This window comes from Arsukibacterium sp. (genome assembly GCF_018402695.1).
Taxonomy (GTDB): domain Bacteria; phylum Pseudomonadota; class Gammaproteobacteria; order Enterobacterales; family Alteromonadaceae; genus Alishewanella.
In genome coordinates this window covers 257743-276004 of sequence record NZ_JAGYIM010000024.1, presented here as the reverse complement: position 1 = coordinate 276004, position 18262 = coordinate 257743, and the positions used below count along the sequence as shown (strand labels likewise).

At 51.5% G+C, this 18262-nt stretch carries 17 protein-coding genes and 1 pseudogene; 11 read left to right on the top strand and 7 right to left on the bottom strand.

Going from position 1 to position 18262, the window contains the following annotated elements; translation table 11 throughout:
* Positions 1–10: 10 nt before the first annotated feature.
* Positions 11–1905: pseudogene (locus KG631_RS17180) on the top strand (propionyl-CoA synthetase).
* A gap of 261 nt (positions 1906–2166) precedes the next feature.
* Positions 2167–2490 (top strand): DUF6170 family protein, encoded by a 324-nt coding sequence (locus tag KG631_RS17175; protein WP_214000864.1) that lies wholly within the window; start codon positions 2167–2169, stop codon positions 2488–2490.
* A gap of 91 nt (positions 2491–2581) precedes the next feature.
* Here the strand turns inward: KG631_RS17175 and KG631_RS17170 are convergent, their stop codons facing one another.
* Entirely contained in the window at positions 2582–3928 is a 1347-nt protein-coding gene (locus KG631_RS17170) for a sodium-dependent transporter (RefSeq protein ID WP_301003959.1), read from the bottom strand.
* A gap of 276 nt (positions 3929–4204) precedes the next feature.
* Here KG631_RS17170 and KG631_RS17165 point away from each other — a divergent pair, with 276 nt between their 5' ends.
* Positions 4205–4504 (top strand): YciI family protein, encoded by a 300-nt coding sequence (locus KG631_RS17165; protein WP_214000863.1) that lies wholly within the window; start codon positions 4205–4207, stop codon positions 4502–4504.
* Positions 4505–4666: 162 nt separating this feature from the next.
* A complete protein-coding gene (gene galE, locus KG631_RS17160) occupies positions 4667–5686 on the top strand; it encodes a UDP-glucose 4-epimerase GalE (RefSeq protein WP_214000862.1) in 1020 nt (339 codons plus the stop codon).
* 42 nt (positions 5687–5728) lie between these two features.
* On the opposite strand, the gene KG631_RS17155 is transcribed toward galE, so the two are convergent.
* The 6 genes from KG631_RS17155 to KG631_RS17130 form a co-directional block, all read right to left on the bottom strand.
* Positions 5729–6826: a hypothetical protein gene (locus tag KG631_RS17155; RefSeq protein ID WP_214000861.1), complete on the bottom strand. Its 1098-nt coding sequence runs from the start codon at positions 6824–6826 to the stop codon at positions 5729–5731.
* Positions 6827–7011: 185 nt separating this feature from the next.
* Positions 7012–7989, bottom strand: a complete 978-nt coding sequence (rluB, locus tag KG631_RS17150; protein WP_214000860.1) for a 23S rRNA pseudouridine(2605) synthase RluB — start codon at positions 7987–7989, stop codon at positions 7012–7014.
* Positions 7989–8573 carry an SMC-Scp complex subunit ScpB gene (gene scpB, locus KG631_RS17145; protein ID WP_097110075.1) on the bottom strand — a complete coding sequence of 195 codons (585 nt, stop codon included), beginning with the start codon at positions 8571–8573 and terminating at the stop codon, positions 7989–7991. Before scpB ends, rluB begins: the two co-directional genes overlap by 1 nt.
* Positions 8573–9394 (bottom strand): ScpA family protein, encoded by an 822-nt coding sequence (locus KG631_RS17140; protein WP_214000859.1) that lies wholly within the window; start codon positions 9392–9394, stop codon positions 8573–8575. The genes scpB and KG631_RS17140 overlap by 1 nt, the downstream gene beginning before the upstream one ends.
* Before the next feature lie 20 nt (positions 9395–9414).
* Complete coding sequence (locus KG631_RS17135) at positions 9415–10035, bottom strand: L-threonylcarbamoyladenylate synthase (protein WP_214000858.1); 621 nt, start codon at positions 10033–10035, stop codon at positions 9415–9417.
* A 27-nt stretch (positions 10036–10062) separates the two neighbouring features.
* A complete protein-coding gene (locus KG631_RS17130; protein WP_214000857.1) occupies positions 10063–10899 on the bottom strand; it encodes a PHP domain-containing protein in 837 nt (278 codons plus the stop codon).
* 129 nt (positions 10900–11028) lie between these two features.
* On the opposite strand from KG631_RS17130, the gene KG631_RS17125 reads away from it, so the two are divergent.
* The 7 genes from KG631_RS17125 (at position 11029) to trpA (ending at position 18255) form a co-directional block, all read left to right on the top strand.
* Complete coding sequence (locus KG631_RS17125; RefSeq protein WP_097110079.1) at positions 11029–11208, top strand: DUF6435 family protein; 180 nt, start codon at positions 11029–11031, stop codon at positions 11206–11208.
* 284 nt (positions 11209–11492) lie between these two features.
* Positions 11493–13088, top strand: a complete 1596-nt coding sequence (locus KG631_RS17120) for an anthranilate synthase component 1 (protein WP_214000856.1) — start codon at positions 11493–11495, stop codon at positions 13086–13088.
* A 38-nt stretch (positions 13089–13126) separates the two neighbouring features.
* Entirely contained in the window at positions 13127–13717 is a 591-nt protein-coding gene (locus tag KG631_RS17115) for an aminodeoxychorismate/anthranilate synthase component II (RefSeq protein ID WP_214000855.1), read from the top strand.
* The gene (gene trpD / locus KG631_RS17110) at positions 13714–14748 is read left to right on the top strand and encodes an anthranilate phosphoribosyltransferase (protein ID WP_214000854.1); all 1035 of its coding nucleotides are present in this window, start codon (positions 13714–13716) and stop codon (positions 14746–14748) included. Before KG631_RS17115 ends, trpD begins: the two co-directional genes overlap by 4 nt.
* A complete protein-coding gene (gene trpCF, locus KG631_RS17105) occupies positions 14741–16231 on the top strand; it encodes a bifunctional indole-3-glycerol-phosphate synthase TrpC/phosphoribosylanthranilate isomerase TrpF (protein ID WP_214000853.1) in 1491 nt (496 codons plus the stop codon). Before trpD ends, trpCF begins: the two co-directional genes overlap by 8 nt.
* The gene (trpB, locus tag KG631_RS17100) at positions 16228–17454 is read left to right on the top strand and encodes a tryptophan synthase subunit beta (protein WP_214000852.1); all 1227 of its coding nucleotides are present in this window, start codon (positions 16228–16230) and stop codon (positions 17452–17454) included. Before trpCF ends, trpB begins: the two co-directional genes overlap by 4 nt.
* Entirely contained in the window at positions 17455–18255 is an 801-nt protein-coding gene (gene trpA / locus KG631_RS17095) for a tryptophan synthase subunit alpha (protein WP_214000851.1), read from the top strand. It abuts the gene before it with no gap.
* Positions 18256–18262 lie beyond the last annotated feature (7 nt).

Genomic DNA, 18262 nt, shown 5'->3' with positions numbered 1-18262 from the left:
CACGAGGACAATGCGCATGTCTTACCAAACCGAATATCAAGCCGCCTGCCAGCATCCGCAGCAATTCTGGGCTGAAAAAGCCAACCGCCTGGCCTGGTACAAAAAGCCGGGGCAAATTCTGCATATTAAAGGTGAGCAGTACCAATGGTTTGCCGATGGCGAACTGAACACCGCCTATTTGGCCCTTGATTACCATGTTGAGCAAGGACGTGGCGACCAGCTGGCATTAATTTATGACTCACCGGTCACTAACAGCAAACAGCAATTTTCTTATAAGCAACTGACTGACGACGTCGCGCTATTTGCCGGCGTACTAAAAGCACGTGGGGTCGAAAAAGGCGATCGGGTGGTTATTTATATGCCAATGATCCCGCAGGCCGTTATTGCTATGCTGGCCGTCGCCCGGCTCGGCGCTGTCCACTCGGTGGTGTTTGGTGGCTTTGCGGCACACGAGCTGGCAGTAAGGATAGATGACGCCAGCCCGAAACTCATAGTCTCGGCTTCCTGCGGTATTGAAGTTAACCGGCTAATCGCCTATAAGCCGCTGCTGGATAACGCCCTTGAGCTGGCCACGCACCAGCCCGATAGTTGCATTATCTGGCAACGGCCTGAGCTTGTCGCCGACTTGCAGCCCGGCCGTGATTATGACTGGCAGCAGTTACTGCAAAGCGCTGAGCCTGCAGCGTGCGTGCCGGTAAAAAGCACCGATCCGCTGTATATTCTGTATACCTCTGGCACCACAGGCAAGCCCAAAGGCGTAGTGCGCGACAATGGCGGACATGCGGTGGCACTGCATTACAGTATGCAGGCCATTTATGGTATGGCACCGGGGATGTGTTCTGGGCGGCATCAGATGTTGGCTGGGTGGTCGGCCATTCTTATATAGTCTATGGCCCCTTGCTGGCCGGATGCACCAGCGTGCTGTATGAAGGTAAGCCGGTTTACACCCCGGATGCCGGTGCATTCTGGCGGGTTTGCGCTGAATATAAGGTCAAAGCGCTGTTTGCGGCGCCCACCGCCTTTCGGGCCATTCGTAAAGAAGACCCAGACGCTGAACTTTTGAAAAACTATGATCTTAACACCCTGGAACGGATATATATGGCCGGTGAACGGCTCGATCCGGCCACGTATGACTGGACCGTCGCCCACAGTGGTAAACCGGTTATCGATCACTGGTGGCAAACCGAAACCGGCTGGGCCATAAGTGCCAACCCGGCAGGTATTGAGTTACTGCCCACAAAAGCCGGCTCGGCGACGGTACCGGTGCCAGGTTATCAGGTGGCTATTCTGGATCACAATGGTCAACCGCTAGCCGCTAACCAGCAAGGTAATATTGCGCTAAAACTGCCACTGCCGCCGGGCTGCCTGACCACCATCTGGCAGAATCCGGAGCGCTTTAACAGCGGCTATTTACGCCAGTTCCCCGGTTACTATGCCAGTGGCGATGGTGGCTATCTGGACGAGGACGGTTATCTGTTTGTAATGGGCCGCACTGACGATGTCATTAATGTCGCCGGCCACCGCTTATCGACCGGCGAAATGGAAGAAATTGTCGCCAGCCACCCGGCAGTAGCTGAGTGCTGTGTCATTGGCCTGGCCGATCCGCTGAAAGGCCAGCAGCCGGTTGGCTTTATTTTACTTAAAAACGGCGTTGATATTACTGAGCAGCAACTGCAGACCGAGCTGGTGCAACTGGTCCGCGAGCAAATAGGCGCGCTGGCTTGCTTTAAACAGGCATTAATCGTGCCCCGCTTACCTAAAACCCGTTCCGGCAAAATCTTGCGTAAGTTACTGCGGCAAATCGCCGATGGTGAAGACTATGTTATTCCCTCTACCATTGATGACCCGGCCAGCCTTAGCGAAATTGCTGGTTGCATGAGCAAACGAGGCCTGATTTCAACATAATGGGCAGGTAATAAAGAGTAACTGATCGACCCATGGGCATTGTCTGTAATTAGTGGTTATACCCGTTATCCTTGAAGCTGCAGCGGTGTTGGCTACGCTCACTCACTGGTGCGCCAGCCCGGCCCAATCACATAGACATCTATGCTCATGGGGGGTCACTCACTTGCCGCCTACCTGCAATTTCAATGATTTTGGGTATATAATAGCGGCCGTTTTTGCCATGCTTTTTTTGCCATGCTGTTTTACAAATAAGGACATGTCATGTTGTATTTTTCCAGCCAGAAAATTCCGGAATTACAAGGCCTTAATTTTGCCCAGCGGATGCAGGTTGTGCGGACCAGTGCCGACAAACTGCCAACGCCAACCAAAGTCGGCTTAAATACGCTGAAATTAATCATTATATTCGGTTTGTTTATTCTGGTGGCACGGGCTGATGGCTGGGCTATTCTGGGTTATGCCCTGCTGGTCGCGCCGGTTTACATGCTGATTACCCGGCCAATTACCTTTGCCCTGTGTCAAAGCCAGTTTAGCACCGTGCGCCAACAACTGTTTGAACAGAACAACAGCGCGCAAAACGACGATTAACCGCGCTGAGGGCAATATACCGATAAAAAAAGAACCCGCAATCCGCGGGTTCTTTTTTATCCTGACATGGCTCTGTCGTTAACAATGGCCGTTAATTAAAACCAATAGCGCTAAAAAACACGGTCAACATGTTATAGCCAAAATAGATGGTCAGCACGGTGTTGACAAAGATAATGGCCAGAATCGCCGGAATAAAGGTACCCAGCGAGAAATTAACGTATTTTTGCAAAAATGAGCCGGCAAAACTGGCATTGCCCTGGCTCATTTCCGCATCCAGGTTTTGTTTTTTCCAGCGATAAATCACAAACAGACACAGTAATAAACCGTTCAGCGGCAGAATGGTTTCATAAAACATATCGTAAATAAGCGCAAAGAACGATTTGGTATTACCACCGTAACTCAGGATATTACTCAGCCAGTCGATACGCCCAAACGACAATGAACTAATCACTGCCAGCACCACCATTGCGCCACCCAATGAATACAAGGCCTTGCGCCGGCTTAAGCCTTTGCCGTCCATAATGCTGGCTACCGGCACTTCGATAATCGATACCAAGGACGTCATGGCGGCGAAAAATACCAGCAGAAAGAAGAACGAAGCAATAAAGGACGCACCAAAGTAGCCAATATCAGCTTGCAGCGCTAAAAAGATTTTCGGCAGAAACATAAAAATCATGCCAATACTCGATTCAGACAGCTCGCTGATTTCAATATCCGGGTTAAACGAAAAAGCCGCAGGTAAAATCAATAAACCAGAGCAACACGCCACCAGTAACGACAACGCTGCCACCATTTTACCGGCAGAGACAATATTATTGTTCTTCTGAATGTAGGAGCCATAAGTAATTAAAATACCCATCGCCAGCGACAGGGAGAAAAATGCCTGGGCCAGCGCACCATTTAAGACATTACCATTTATTTTGGTGAAATCCGGTACCAGGAAAAACTTAACGCCCAGCATAGCGTTATCCAGGGTTAATACGTAAATTACCAGTGCTATCAGCATCACAAACAACAATGGCATCAGCACGGTCGTGGCTTTTTCAATGCCTTTTTTTACCCCTCCCTGCAGAATTAAAAAGGTCAGGCCAACGACCAGCGCCATATAAATAAACAGCTCATTACTATTAGTAAATACATCGAAACCGGCCGGGTTGGCTAATTGGTCAAGCTGACCCATTATCGCTTTACCCAGGTAACCGGCAATCCATACGGTAATCACCAGATAGAATACCCCAATCATAAAGGGTGTGATCACCGACAACCAGCCGACAGCACGCCAGGCCCGGTTCTGGCCGATTTCAGTATAGGCGCCCAGCGGGTTTTGCCGGGTATGCCGGCCCAGACTCATTTCGGCCAGCATCACCGGCAGACAAACGAAAAACACAAAGATGGCATAAATAATTAAAAAGGCGGCACCGCCATTTTTACTGGCCATTACCGGAAAGCGACCAGGTTACCTATGCCGACAGCTGACCCTGCGGCCGCCAGAATAAACCCCAGACTGGAGCTGAATTGTTCACGTTTCATTGGATTGCGGACTCCCTGAATCTTTTTATTAGAATTGTTGTTTTGCTATTTTTATAATGTTCGCTCAGCATGCTAACAGCAGGCTGCAGCAAATCCTAGCCCGACCTTATATAAAGGCGTGGCTAATTGGTTTTGCCAGCTATATCTGCTATCTTGCGTCGATTAATTGCAACGGAGTTTTACCATGTTCTATATGATTTACTCTGAAGATGCGGCCAATAGTCTGGAAAACCGGCTGGCAACCCGGCCAGCGCACCTGGCCCGGCTGCAGGCCTTAAATGAGGCGGGCCGGTTAGTACTCGCCGGCCCGCTACCAGCCATTGACAGCAATGAGCCAGGTGGTGCTGGTTTTACCGGCTCGCTGGTGGTAGCCGAATTTAACTCACTGGCAGATGCCCAAAACTGGGCAGACAGTGACCCCTACCTGGCCGCCGGTGTTTACGTGAAATCAACCGTCAAGCCGTTTAAAAAAGTGCTACCCTAATTCCGATCTCATATTAAGCATACCCTAAGTAATTGCAGTTGCAGTGAGGCAACGAGAGAGCGAGACCCCATGAGCATAGTTAACCTATGTGATTGGGGCGAGCAAGCGAAGTTAACAAAGCTGCAGCTGCAAGTACGACGGGTATAATACACAAGGACTGTTATGCAATACGTAATGCTTACCGGCGGTGCTGGTTATATCGGTAGCCACACCGCGCTGGCTCTGCTACGGGCAGGCTACCAGGTGATCAGTTTCGATAACTACAGCAACAGCTCTACCGCCGCTTTGCAACGGGTGGAACAACTGGCTGGTACAGACCTTATCAGGATCAGTGGCGATATAAGAGATGAAGCGGCGCTTAGTGCCGTTTTCCGGCAGTACCAGGTAAGTGCTGTAGTGCATTTTGCCGGTTTAAAAGCTGTGGGTGAGTCGGTGGCAATGCCACTGAGTTATTACGATAACAATGTTGCAGGCACCGTGACCTTGTGCCGGGTAATGCGCGAATTTAACGTAAAAAAACTGGTATTTAGTTCCTCTGCTACTGTGTATGGTGATGCCAAAACAGTGCCCATCGCTGAGACAGCACCCCGCTCTGCCACTAACCCTTACGGCCAGAGCAAACTGATGATAGAGCATATTCTGCAGGATCTGGTTAACGCCGAACCAGACTGGGGCATTACCCTGCTGCGCTATTTTAACCCGGTTGGTGCCGACAGCAGTGGCCAGATAGGCGAAGACCCGAACGGGATACCGAATAACCTGATGCCATTTATCTCGCAGGTGGCGGTAGGTAAACGCGATAAACTAAGTATTTTTGGTAATGACTACCCCACCCCGGACGGTACCGGCGTGCGCGACTATATCCATGTGGTCGATTTAGCTGCCGGTCACCTGAAAGCCCTGCAGTACCTTGAGACTAATCAGGGTATTGAAGCCATTAACCTGGGTACCGGTACCGGCTACAGTGTGCTGGATATGGTGAAAGCGTTCAGCAGGGTTAACAATGTCGAGGTGCCCTATCAAATAGCGCCCCGGCGGCCTGGCGATATTGCCAGTTGTTATGCCATGCCTGACAAAGCGCGAAAGTTACTGGGGTGGCAGGCAGAGAAAACCCTGGACGATATGGTTCGTGACAGCTGGCGCTGGCAAAGCCAGAATCCGGATGGCTACACCAATAGTTAGCGGCGTCGCAACATCTGCCAGCTTATACTTTTAGTAAACAATTTAAGGTAGCGGCATGCGCATAATGCCGCCTTTAAACAAACCAAAATAAATAACCTGCTGCTGATTTTCCTCTACCAGGATCATACTCCTCACTCCGCCAAAAAATGCTTGTTCCGGGTATTCATATTGCTGCCAGTTTTCGCCACCATCGTCAGTCCACTCAACAATAAGCGGTTGTGGCTCCGTAAAGTTTTTCGCCCAGCCCGCCGTGTAAATACGCTCAGGGTTGTCAGGGTCAATAATCAGGTCGAAGTAAAACCGAAAGTTAACGTTGTCGAGCAGCGCTTGCCAGCTCTGGCCGTGATCGGTGCTGCGGATAATCCCGCCCTCTGCGCTGACATAAACCGTTTGCGGGTCGTCAGGCGCATAGCGAATAGCTTTAATCGAGCTGGGGTTAGGAAATAAATCGCTGTGCAATACAGCCTCGCTGCTGGCAACGTCATACTGATAAAAAACCCCATTTTCAATAGCCCCCTGGCCGCCATACCAGATAGTCTGGCCATCAGCAGATTGCGTCAGAGCCGTTTTCGGCTGGCCAAAACCACCAAAATCACCATACAGGGTTTTCCAGGTCTGGCCCATATCGGTTGAACTGGCCAGCACATCTATGCCAGTGGCATAAACCAGCTGCTCTGCCGCATCAAACAGCAGCGCATAAATCGCCTCCTTATCACCCGCCTGGCCAAATTGATAATCTACTTCGTGCCAGTCATTACCGCCGTTAAACGTTTCAAATAATACATAGTCTGGCATGTCGTCTGCACCGCTCTGAACACTCGACGCCAGCCAGTGCTGCTCAGTCAGCAGGCTCATCGCCATCACTTCATAGCCAGCCAGGCCCGCTGCTGCCCAACTGCCATTGCTGGCCTGCCGGTAAACTCCATCGTCACTGGCCGCTACCAGCACGCCACTGTGCTGGTACAACTTGTTAATAATCAGCCCATCCAGTCCCTGATAGCTAAGACTAACCGGCGGCGTTGGCGATACCGGTGGAGGCGGCGGCTCCTGTCCCGCTGAGCTACTGCTACCGCCACAAGCAGAGACCAACAAAACTCCAAGGCCCACACTACCACCCAACAAAAACCGTCTGAATGTCATAACACACTCCATTTGCCAACAATAAACCTACTGTAGCGTATAAATGCTGTCTTTTTGTAATTAAAAGTTAACGGCAATTTCACTATTTTTAGCATGAAAGCTGCAGCGGGCCGCTAGCTGAGATTTTCCAGGCATTAAAAAAGCGCCGCAGCGCTTTTTTTTAATGGATTATCAGTATGGCGCTATCAGCTTTGGCCCTGCCGGGTCGGCTTTTTAGCGGTGGGCTGGCGCTGGGTGGATTTACCCTTGCTGGCCGGTGCGCGCTGCGGTTTGGCTGCAGGTTTTGGCTTAGGCTCTTTCTTCGCCGGGGTTTTCTCGGCAATCTGGTGCTTACGCACGGCCCGCTTCATACTGGCTAAACGACGGCGCCGTTCAGTACGGTCTTCACTTTTTACCAGAGTTTGCTCCTCCGGACCCAGGTGGACTAACTTCCGCAGATAGTTAACCTCATCCAATGGGTACTCAGCATAGCCGCCGGCCGGAATATGTTTTGGCAACAGTAAATCGCCGTAGCGCACCCGGATCAGCCGGCTGACTACCGCACCCTGCGATTCCCACATCCGCCGGACTTCCCGGTTGCGGCCTTCGGTTAGCACCACATGGAACCAGCGGTTAATCCCCTCGCCTGGCAGCGCTTTAATTTTTTTAAAGTTAGCTTTGCCGTCTTCGAGTTCAACACCGGTTCGCAACCGCTGGATCATCGCATCGTTAATATCGCCAAATACCCGTACCGCGTATTCGCGCTCGACCTCAAATTTGGGATGCATTAAACGGTTGGCAAGCTCGCCATCGGTAGTAAACAGTAATAAACCTGAGGTGTTTATATCGAGCCGGCCAATGGCTATCCAACGGGCGCCTTTAATTTTCGGTAAGCGGGCAAACACCGTCGGCCGGCCTTCCGGATCGGTGCGCGAACAAATTTCGCCTTCCGGCTTATGATAGGCCAGTACCCGGCAGATTTGCTGCTCTTCGCTGGCCAGTTGCACCGGGTGGCCGTCAACCCGCACGGCCTGGGCTGTAGTGACCCGATCGCCAAGACTGGCCGGTTTACCATCAACAGTTACCCGGCCTTTGCTGATCCAGTCTTCCATTTCCCGGCGTGAACCGACGCCGGCACGGGCTAATACTTTTTGCAGTTTTTCACTGCTGATTTTATCACTCATTAGTGTAACTCTCCTGTCATCTCGACGGTGGGAAGAAGATCGGCCGTCAACTCGGTAAATTCCGGCAATGGCGGCAAATCGCTGAGGCTTTTTAAGCCAAAATAATCTAAAAATAATGCCGTAGTGGCATACAAGCCGGGCCGGCCCGGTACTTCTTTATGGCCAACCACCTTTACCCAGCCGCGGTCCAGTAAGGTACGGATAATCTGGGTGCTGACGGTCACGCCACGAACTTCTTCAATTTCGCCACGGGTTAATGGTTGTTTATAGGCAATCAACGCCAGGGTTTCAAGCACGGCGCGGGAATAACGGGCTGAGCGCTCTGGCCAGAGCTGGGCTAAATCATCACTGAGTTCAGGCCGGGTCTGAAAGCGAAAACCAGAAGCCGTTTCCAGCAGCTGAATACCCCGGGCACTGTAATCCTGTTGCAACTGGCGAATTGTAGCATCTATCCGGCTTTTACTGACAGTAAAACGTTGCAGCACAGAAGCCTGCAGCTCGGCGACGCCAAGCGGTTGCTCGCTGGCAAAAATAGCCGCTTCAATCAGCTGTAACAGTTGAATATCATTGATTTTCTGAGCCATCAGCAGTGTTCCCGGGCTAATTTGACATGGATCTGGCCGTAGGCCGCAACCTGGGTAAGTTCAACCAGTTTTTCTTTAGTCAGTTCCAGGATGGCCAGAAAACTGACGACGACGCCCTCGCGTCCCTCAGTCAGTTCAAAGCACTGTTCAAACGCTAGATAGCCCTGATGCTGCGCCAGTAAATCTAAAATCCGGCTCATCCGCTCACGGGTCGACAAATGCTCACGTTTTATATGGTGATGCTGAAAGTCTTTCGCCCGCTGCATAATGCTCTTTAACGCCATAACCAGCTCGCTGAGCTCCACTTCGGGCAATACCACCAGAGGGCTGAAATTATCGGCAAGGGCGGCCCGGGCATGAAAATAATCACGCTCATCCCGTGGCAGGCTGTCGAGCTCGCTGGCGGCCTGCTTATACACTTCATATTCCTGCAGCCGGCGAATAAGCTCCGCCCGCGGATCCTGCTCGTCGTCATCGTGCTGAGTATGTTTAGGCAGCAACAGCCGCGACTTTATCTCGGCCAGCATGGCGGCCATTACCAGATATTCGGCGGCCAGCTCAAAATTCAACCCCTGCATTAAATCAATATATTCCATATATTGCAGGGTGATCTCGTTCACCGGTAAGTCGACGATATCAAACTTATGCTTGCGGATTAAATACAGTAAAAAATCGAGAGGTCCTTCAAACGCATCCAGCAGCACCTCCAGCGCATCTGGCGGAATGTATAAATCGTCCGGACGTTGATGCACCGCCTCGCCGCGGACAAAAGCCAGCGGCAAGGGATGTTGCACGGTTAAATTAGTGGGCTGACTGCTCATTGCTTATTACAGCTACGGCGTTACAAAAAAGGGGTCGGATCGCCACGGCCTTCGCGCAGCACTGTGGCACCCTCTTCTGACAAGTCGACCACGGTAGTGGGATCTTCGCCTATAACACCGCCATGCAAAATTAAGTCGACCTGGCGTTCCAGTTGCGAGCGCATGTCATCCGGATCGGCTTCAGCAAATTGCTGGCCAGGCAAAATTAAACTGGTAGACAACAGCGGCTCTGCCAACTCGGCCAGCAGCGCCTGGGCAATTTTATTTTCCGGGATCCTAAGGCCAATGGTTTTTTTCTTGTCATTTAACAAGCGCCGCGGTACTTCTTTAGTACCCCGTAAAATAAAGGTGTAAGCACCAGGGGTATTATTTTTTATCAGCCGAAAAGCGGTATTTTCCACCTTAGCGTAAACTGACAACTCCGATAAATCCCGGCACATCAGGGTAAAGTGATGATCGCCACTGATCTGACGAATCTGGGTGATCCGGTCCATGGCATTTTTATCACCGACATGGCAACCCAGCGCATAGCCACTGTCAGTTGGATAAACCACGACACCACCTTGCTTAATAATTTGCACCGCTTGTTTTAGCAAACGCTGCTGTGGGTTCTCGGGGTGAACATGAAAAAATTGGCTCATTGATTATTCTTCTATCGTTATTTTTGTTTAATTTAACACCCAGTTATGCCAGACCGGCGTAACATCATCCGTTAAATATAGATTTTTTCCCAGATCATTCCAGCTGGTTTGTTGATGAAAATCAGACCCTACCGACGCCGTTAAGCCATGCAACTGGCATAACGCCCACAGCTCACGCTTTTGTACCGGGGTTTGCTGCGGTGAAATAATTTCCATCGCATCGCCACCGGCCGCTGCAAACTGTTCAGCCAGCCGTTTTACCCATTTGGTGGTCAGTTTGTACTTTAGCGGATGCGCCAGCACGGCGACACCGCCAGCATCATGGATCCATTGCACCGCATCGGCCATCTCGACCCAATTACTGGGTACATAACCGGTTTTACCACGCCCCAGATACTTCTTAAATACATCGTTAATCGAGCTGGCTTTACCAATATTCACCAGATGGCGGGCAAAATGGGTACGGGTAATTGCCGCGCCATTGGCCAGTGCCATGACAGCAGGCAGTACATCCGGAATTTGGCTTTTTGCCAGACGCCGGGCCATTTCCTCGGCCCGCTCGACCCGCTGCTGTTGCTGCGAAGCGAGTCGAGCTAATAGTTGCGGGCAGTCCGGGTTAATATTCAGGCCAACAATATGAATTTCCAGCTGCTGCCAACGGGTAGAAATCTCCACACCATTAATCAGCTGCAATGCCAGTTGCTGTTCAGCAATAGCCTGGCGGGCTGCTGCTAAACCGGCTACCGTATCATGATCCGTAATTGCCAACGCGTCCACGCCGCGTTCAACCGCACGGGCGACCAGCTCGGCAGGTGATAATACGCCGTCAGAGCAATGGGTATGGCTGTGTAAATCAAACTTCATTGGCACCTCTTAATAGGGTGGCTATTGTCGCACAGGGCAGCCGTTTGGCAAAGCATCGCTGGTATTAGTCGTTGAACCATAATGGCTTTGCACGCGTATTCTTCTGCAAATCTACCTTGAGGTGTAACTATGTTCGGCTTTTTGAAACCCAACCCGGCAAAAAAATTACGCAAGGCCTACGACAGCAAGCTGGAACAGGCGATGCATGCTCAGCGTAATGGTGATATGCGGTTATATGCGGATTTAACCGAGCAAAGTGAACAAATCTGGCAGCAACTGACAGAGTTGGAGAAAGCTAACGCCAAGTAACACCGTCTGGCTATCGCAAAATAAAGACATCTGGCCGCTTATACGCTTTTATTTCTGTGTTATAACAAAACAGCACTTGACGCGCGCCACATTTCGCGGTTTTATGTGGCAACTTTATTGTAATAAACAGTGATTAAACGCAATGCAATTTACCAACGCTTTCAACCTGACCAACTGGTGGTGGCACATACCCAACGGGCGTGTGTAGGCGTTGTATTAGCTTTAATTACCTAAGCCCGTTTCCTGATAAGAAGCGGGTTTTTTTATTTTAAGAGAATAACATTATGATTTTCAGTCATATTACCGACCAGCAAGGCGAAGTGGCCAGTATTACTATGCCGGCGCCATATCATGCCGATGCACTGGCAACCTTTGCCAGCTTAAGTGCCGACAGTGATAGCGCTGTGCTGCTTGAATCAGCCGAAATAGATAGCAAAGACAACCTGAAAAGCCTGATGCTGCTGGATGCCGCGCTGCGCATTGAATGCAACGGTATGCAGGTAGATATTTGCGCGTTGAGTCAGAACGGCTGCACCCTATTGCCTTTTCTGGCAGAGAAACTGACAGACGTTGCCAGTGTCACGCGCAAGGACGACTGTCTCAGCCTCAGTTTCAGCCAGCCAGACCCCTTGCTGGATGAAGTAAACCGCTTAATGCAGCCCAATCCGTTTTCTGTACTGCGGGTTATTCAGCAACAACTAACCAGTCATAGTCAGCACAGCGCCGAGCAAAACAACGAAACTGATTTTACCATTATGCTGGCCGGGGTTATTGGCTATGACATGGTGGCGAACGTGGAGCAGTTACCAGCAGTGGGCAATGGCAATAACCAATGCCCCGATTATTTGTTTTACCTGGCCGAAACGTTGTTGGTGCTTGACCATCAGCGAGCACAAAGCCAGCTTATCGGTAATGTATTTTGTGGTGAGCAGGCCCCTGCTACCTATTTTGCAATCGGCAAGCGCTTAGAGCAGTTAAAACAGCGGTTAGCTGAACACGCACCTCTGACGACGGGTAAACCAGGCGACGGCAGCCAGCTACAGGTGGATATCAGTGATACCGAATTCAACAGCCAGGTTGAAGCGTTAAAGGAGCATATTGTCAGCGGAGATGTGTTTCAGGTGGTGCCGTCACGCTGTTTCAGCCTACCCTGCCCCAACCCGCTGGCCGCCTATGCCAAACTAAAGCAGCTTAATCCCAGTCCTTATATGTTTTATCTCAAAGATCCGGCGTTTCAGTTATTCGGGGCCTCTCCCGAATCAGCGCTGAAATTCAGCGCCAGTAACCGTCAGGTAGAGATTTACCCGATTGCCGGCACCCGGCGCCGCGGTTTTGCAGCCGATGGCAGCATTGACCGCGATCTGGACAGCCGGATTGAACTGGAACTGCGCCAGGACGACAAAGAAAAAGCCGAGCATTTAATGCTGGTCGATTTGGCCCGCAATGACGTGGCCAGAATTAGTGTACCGGGCAGCCGCTATGTCAAAGAGCTATTAAAAGTAGACCGGTACTCTTATGTCATGCACCTGGTATCAAGAGTGATCGGCACCTTAAAACCCGAGCTTGATGCACTGCATGCTTACCAGGCCTGTATGAATATGGGCACCCTGGTTGGCGCCCCCAAAGTCAAAGCAGCTGAGCTTATCCGCAAGGTGGAGCAACAGCGCCGGGGCAGTTATGGCGGAGCGGTCGGTTATTTAACCGGTAATGGTGACTTTGACAGCTGTATTGTGATCCGTTCGGCGTATGTTGCCAATAATACCGCCTATATTCAGGCCGGTGCCGGTGTGGTGTTTGATTCGGTAGCAGAACTGGAAACCGAAGAAACCCGCAATAAAGCCCAAGCCGTGATCAGCGCCATTATCGCGGCAGGCCATTAACTGCCTAGTCAGGAACATCGCAGGAGCAGCAGAGCATCATGACAACCTTGTATTTACTCGATAATATCGACTCTTTCACCTACAACCTGGTGGATGAGTTTGCCCAGCTAGGCTATCAGTTAAAGCTATACCGCAATACCGTGCCGGCCAGTTACATATTCGCCAAGATGCAGCAGGAGGCCGGCCCGGTGTTGCTGGTGCTGTCTCCCGGCCCGGGTGCCCCGGCGGACGCAGGTTGCATGCCGGCCTTATTAAAATTAGTGGCAGGTCAGTATCCGGTTCTGGGCATTTGTCTGGGCCATCAGGCCATTACCGAGCATTATGGTGGCATCGTTGGCCGCGCCGGCGAAACCGTACATGGTAAAACCGCCAGTATTAATCTGGCGCCACATCCGGTCTTTGCCGGCTTGCCTAATCCGTTTTCCGTGGCCCGCTATCACTCGCTGATGGCAACAGAGCTACCCAATGCCCTGACCTGTATTGGTACAGACCGGCATATCCCAATGGCCATTATTCATGAACAACAACGCATGCTGGGTTTTCAGTTTCATCCTGAGTCTATTCTGACCACCTTAGGTAAGCCCCTGCTGCAACAAAGTATCAGCTATTTATTACGGAGTGACGCATGACTAGCACTGAATTGACAGAACAGCTGCAAAAAAAGGTACAGCAGGTACTGACCGGTAAACCGTTAACTCAGCACCAGAGCGAAAACTTTTTCAGTGCGGTGGTCAACGGTGAGGTAGAACCGGTATTATTAACGGCCTTATTAGTTGCCCTGAAAATGCGCGGCGAGACTGCAGCAGAAATTGCCGGAGCAGCCAAAGCGCTGCGTCAGGCGGCACTGCCGTTTCCTGAAACCATTGCTGGCAGCATTGACTGCTGCGGTACCGGTGGTGATGGCAGCAATACTATTAATATTTCAACCACCGCGGCCATTGTCGGTGCCAGTATGGGCCTGCCGGTTATTAAGCACGGTAACCGCAGTGTTTCGTCCAGTTCAGGTTCGGCTGATTTGCTCGAGCAATTGGGGGTTAACATTCAGCAAGCGCCGGCGCAGGCCCTGGCAACCCTGAAAGCCAGTAACTGCAGCTTTTTATTCGCGCCGCAGTACCATGCCGGCATTAAACATGCGATGCCGGTACGCCAGGCGCTGAAAAGCCGTACCCTGTTTAACTTACTGGGGCCGCTGGTTAACCCGGCCGCACCTGATTTTCAGTTATTAGGCGTGTATGATCCGGCACTGTGCCGGGTAATGACTGAGGCATTACAGCAATTGGGAACCAAAGCTGCCTGGGTGGTACACGGCAGTGGCTGTGACGAGATAGCGCTGCATGGCAATACCTATGTCTGCCAGCTGAAAGACGGCCAGATAACCGAATTTACCCTAAACCCGGAAGATTTTGGTTTAAGCGTCCAGCCCATAAGCAGCCTTGCCGGCGGCACGCCGAGCGAGAATGCGGCCGCCACGCTGGCAATACTCTCAGGCACCGGTCACAGCGCCCACAACCAGGCGGTGGCAATAAACGTTGCCGCTATGCTGAAAATTGCTGGCCTGGGAGATAGTCTGGCAATCAATACCCGGGCTGTGCTGGAATGTCTGGCCAGCGGTAAGGCAATGCAAACCTTGCAACAATTTAAGGAGTTAAGCCATGGTTGATCATCTGCAAGCCGACAAGCTAAACGGCGAACAGCTAACCGGCGTGCTGGCAAAAATTATTGAGCACAAAACGGTCGAAGTGGCTGGCCTTAAACAGGCAAAGCCGCTCAAACAATTTAAGGCAGATATTACCCCCAGTCAGCGCAACTTTCTGGCAGCGCTGCAGCAACCTGGCAGCCGGTTTATTCTGGAATGTAAAAAAGCCTCCCCTTCCAAAGGGCTGATCAGAGCGCAATTTGACTTGGCCGAAATAAGCCAGATTTACAATCAGTACGCTGATTGCATCTCAGTGCTAACCGATGAGGCGTTTTTTCAGGGCAGTTATCAGAACCTGGCAACGATGCGTCTGCTTAGCGATAAGCCGTTATTGCACAAAGATTTTATTATTGACCCTTATCAGGTTTATCTGGGACGCCTGCACGGTGCCGATGCAGTACTGCTGATGTTATCGGTATTAAGCGATGACGCCTACCGGCCCCTGGCTGCTTTAGCTGCGACGCTTAATATGACGGTGCTGACAGAAGTGAGCAACGAAGCAGAAACCCGCCGGGCGGTTAATCTTGGCGCCAAACTTATCGGCATTAATAACCGCAACCTGCGTGATCTGAGCACCGATTTAAATACCAGCTTTGTGTTGGCTGAACTGATCCCGCAAGGGGTTACCGTGGTATCAGAGTCAGGCATTTACACTAACCAGCAGGTGCGGCAGTTACAACCGGTAGCCGATGCGTTTCTGGTTGGCAGTTCACTGATGGCTCAAAGCGACTTAGCCGCGGCGGCACGAATGCTTATTGTTGGTGAACACAAGGTATGCGGCTTAACCCGACAACAAGATGTGCAGGCGGCTTATCAGGCTGGTGCCCTCTATGGCGGTCTGATTTTCGCACCGGCATCCAAACGCTGCGTCAGTCTTGAGCAGGCGGCAGAGCTGGTCGCAGCAGCGCCGCTTAACTTTGTTGGGGTGTTTGTTGATGCGCCGATCAGTGATATAGCCAACGCCGCCAAATCATTAAAATTAGCTGCGGTGCAGCTACATGGCAGTGAAACTGATGACGATATCGAGGCGCTGCGTGCCGCGCTGCCGGTGGGTTGCCAGATATGGAAGGCTTATCGTATTGCCGATTCATTGCCAAAATTTACTGAACGGGCAGACCGGCTGTTACTGGATGCCTACCACCCCAGCACGCATGGCGGCAGCGGCGAAGTATTTAACTGGCAGCTGCTGCAACAACCACTGGCTAAACTGACCCAGTTGCCTATTATGCTGGCGGGCGGGCTTAATCCTGACAACGTCAGCCAGGCACTGACGCTTGCGGTGGCTGGGCTCGATATGAACTCAGGCCTGGAAAGTACACCAGGGGTTAAAGACAGCACAAAAATTCATGCGGCTTTTGCCAGGATCAGAGCGTTTCAGTACCGGGGCGCCTTAACCTCTGAGCAAAAAAAGCACACAGAGCAGACAACACAGAGAGCAGTATTATGAGCGAGCTTAAACTAAACCCTTATTTTGGCCAGTACGGCGGCATGTTTGTGCCGCAACTGTTAGTGCCCGCGCTAAAGCAACTGGAACAAGCCTTTGTTGATGCGCTGCAAGATCCGGCCTTTGACGCTGAATTTCAGCAACTGCTGACTGAATATGCCGGCCGGCCGACCCCGCTGACCCTGTGCCGCAATTTATCACCCAACCCATTAGTTAAAATATATATGAAGCGGGAAGATTTACTGCATGGTGGTGCCCACAAAACGAATCAGGTGTTAGGCCAGGCGCTGTTAACCAAGCGGATGGGCAAAAAAGAGGTAATTGCCGAAACCGGCGCCGGTCAGCACGGCGTGGCAACAGCGCTGGCCTGTGCGTTGCTGGGATTAAAATGCCGCATATACATGGGTGCCAAAGATATCGACCGCCAGCAGCCTAATGTGTTCCGGATGAAACTGATGGGCGCCACCGTAATTCCGGTTACTGCCGGCTCTGGTACCTTAAAGGATGCAGTAAACGAAGCGATGCGTGACTGGTCAGCCAGTTATGCCACCAGCCACTATATGCTGGGCACCGCGGCCGGACCACACCCGTTCCCGACGATAGTGCGGGAATTTCAGAAGATGATTGGTGAAGAAGCCAAACAACAAATTCTTAAAGCCGAAGGTAAGCTTCCTGACGCCGTAATAGCTTGTGTGGGTGGCGGCTCAAACGCCATTGGTATTTTTGCTGATTTTATTAAAGAAGAAGGCGTGCGCTTAATCGGGGTTGAGCCCGGCGGTAAAGGTATTAATACCCATCAGCATGGCGCAGCGCTAAGTACCGGCAGCTACGGCATATTACACGGTGCCTACACCGCCATTATGCAAACCACTGATGGTCAGATTGAAGAGTCATACTCAGTTTCCGCCGGCCTTGATTACCCTGCCGTCGGCCCGCAGCATACTCATTTACAGCAAACCGGTCGCGCCGAGTATGTAGCCGTAAATGACGATGAAGCCTTAGCGGCATTTCAGCATCTGGCGATGGCTGAGGGTATAATACCCGCGCTGGAGAGCTCACATGCGTTAGCGCACGCCCTGAAAATGGCCAAAGATGCCACTGAACCTATGGTGTTGCTGGTTAACTTATCTGGCCGCGGTGACAAAGATTTAAGCCATGTACACAGTATTCTGGCAGAACAAGCGGCAGAGCAAACAGCGAACAAAACAGCAGAGGGAGCGCACTAAATGCAACGATATCAACAGATGTTCAGCCGGTTAAAAGCAGAGCAACGCGGTGCCTTTGTGCCCTTTGTTACCGTAGGCGACCCGGGCCCGGAGCTGTCGTTTGACATTATTAAAACCCTGATAGATGGCGGTGCCGATGCGCTGGAGCTGGGCATTCCGTTCTCTGATCCTATTGCCGACGGCCCGACCATTCAGAACGCTAATATCCGGGCGATGGCGGCAGGTGTTACCCCGGCTATCAGCTTTGAAATTATCCGCAAAATCCGAGCGTACAATGCCGATATTCCGATTGGCTTACTGCTGTATTCTAACCTGGTAATGGCGCGCGGTTTAGATAACTTCTACAGCCAGGCAGCGGCTGCCGGGGTCGATTCAGTGCTGATTGCCGATGTCCCGCTGCACGAAAGTAAGATGTTCCGCCAGGCAGCAATGGCACACGATATTGCACCCATTTTTATTGTGCCACCTAATGTTGATGACGATGACTTACGGGCTATCGCTTCTTATGGCCGTGGCTACACCTACCTGCTAAGCCGGGCTGGCGTAACAGGCACGGAAACCCAGGCTGCGATGCCGACCGCCGAGCTGATAGCCCGGATCCGGGCTTATAATCCGGCGCCGCCACTGCTGGGTTTTGGTATTTCAACCCCCGCCCATGTTAAAGATGCCATCGCCAATGGCGCTGCAGGTGCAATATGCGGCTCGGCGATTGTTAAAATTCTGGAGCAAAACCTGCAGCAACCTGACAAACTGCTTAGCGAGCTGAAAAGCTTTATTCAGCAAATGAAAGCAGCCAGCTAACAGCTAC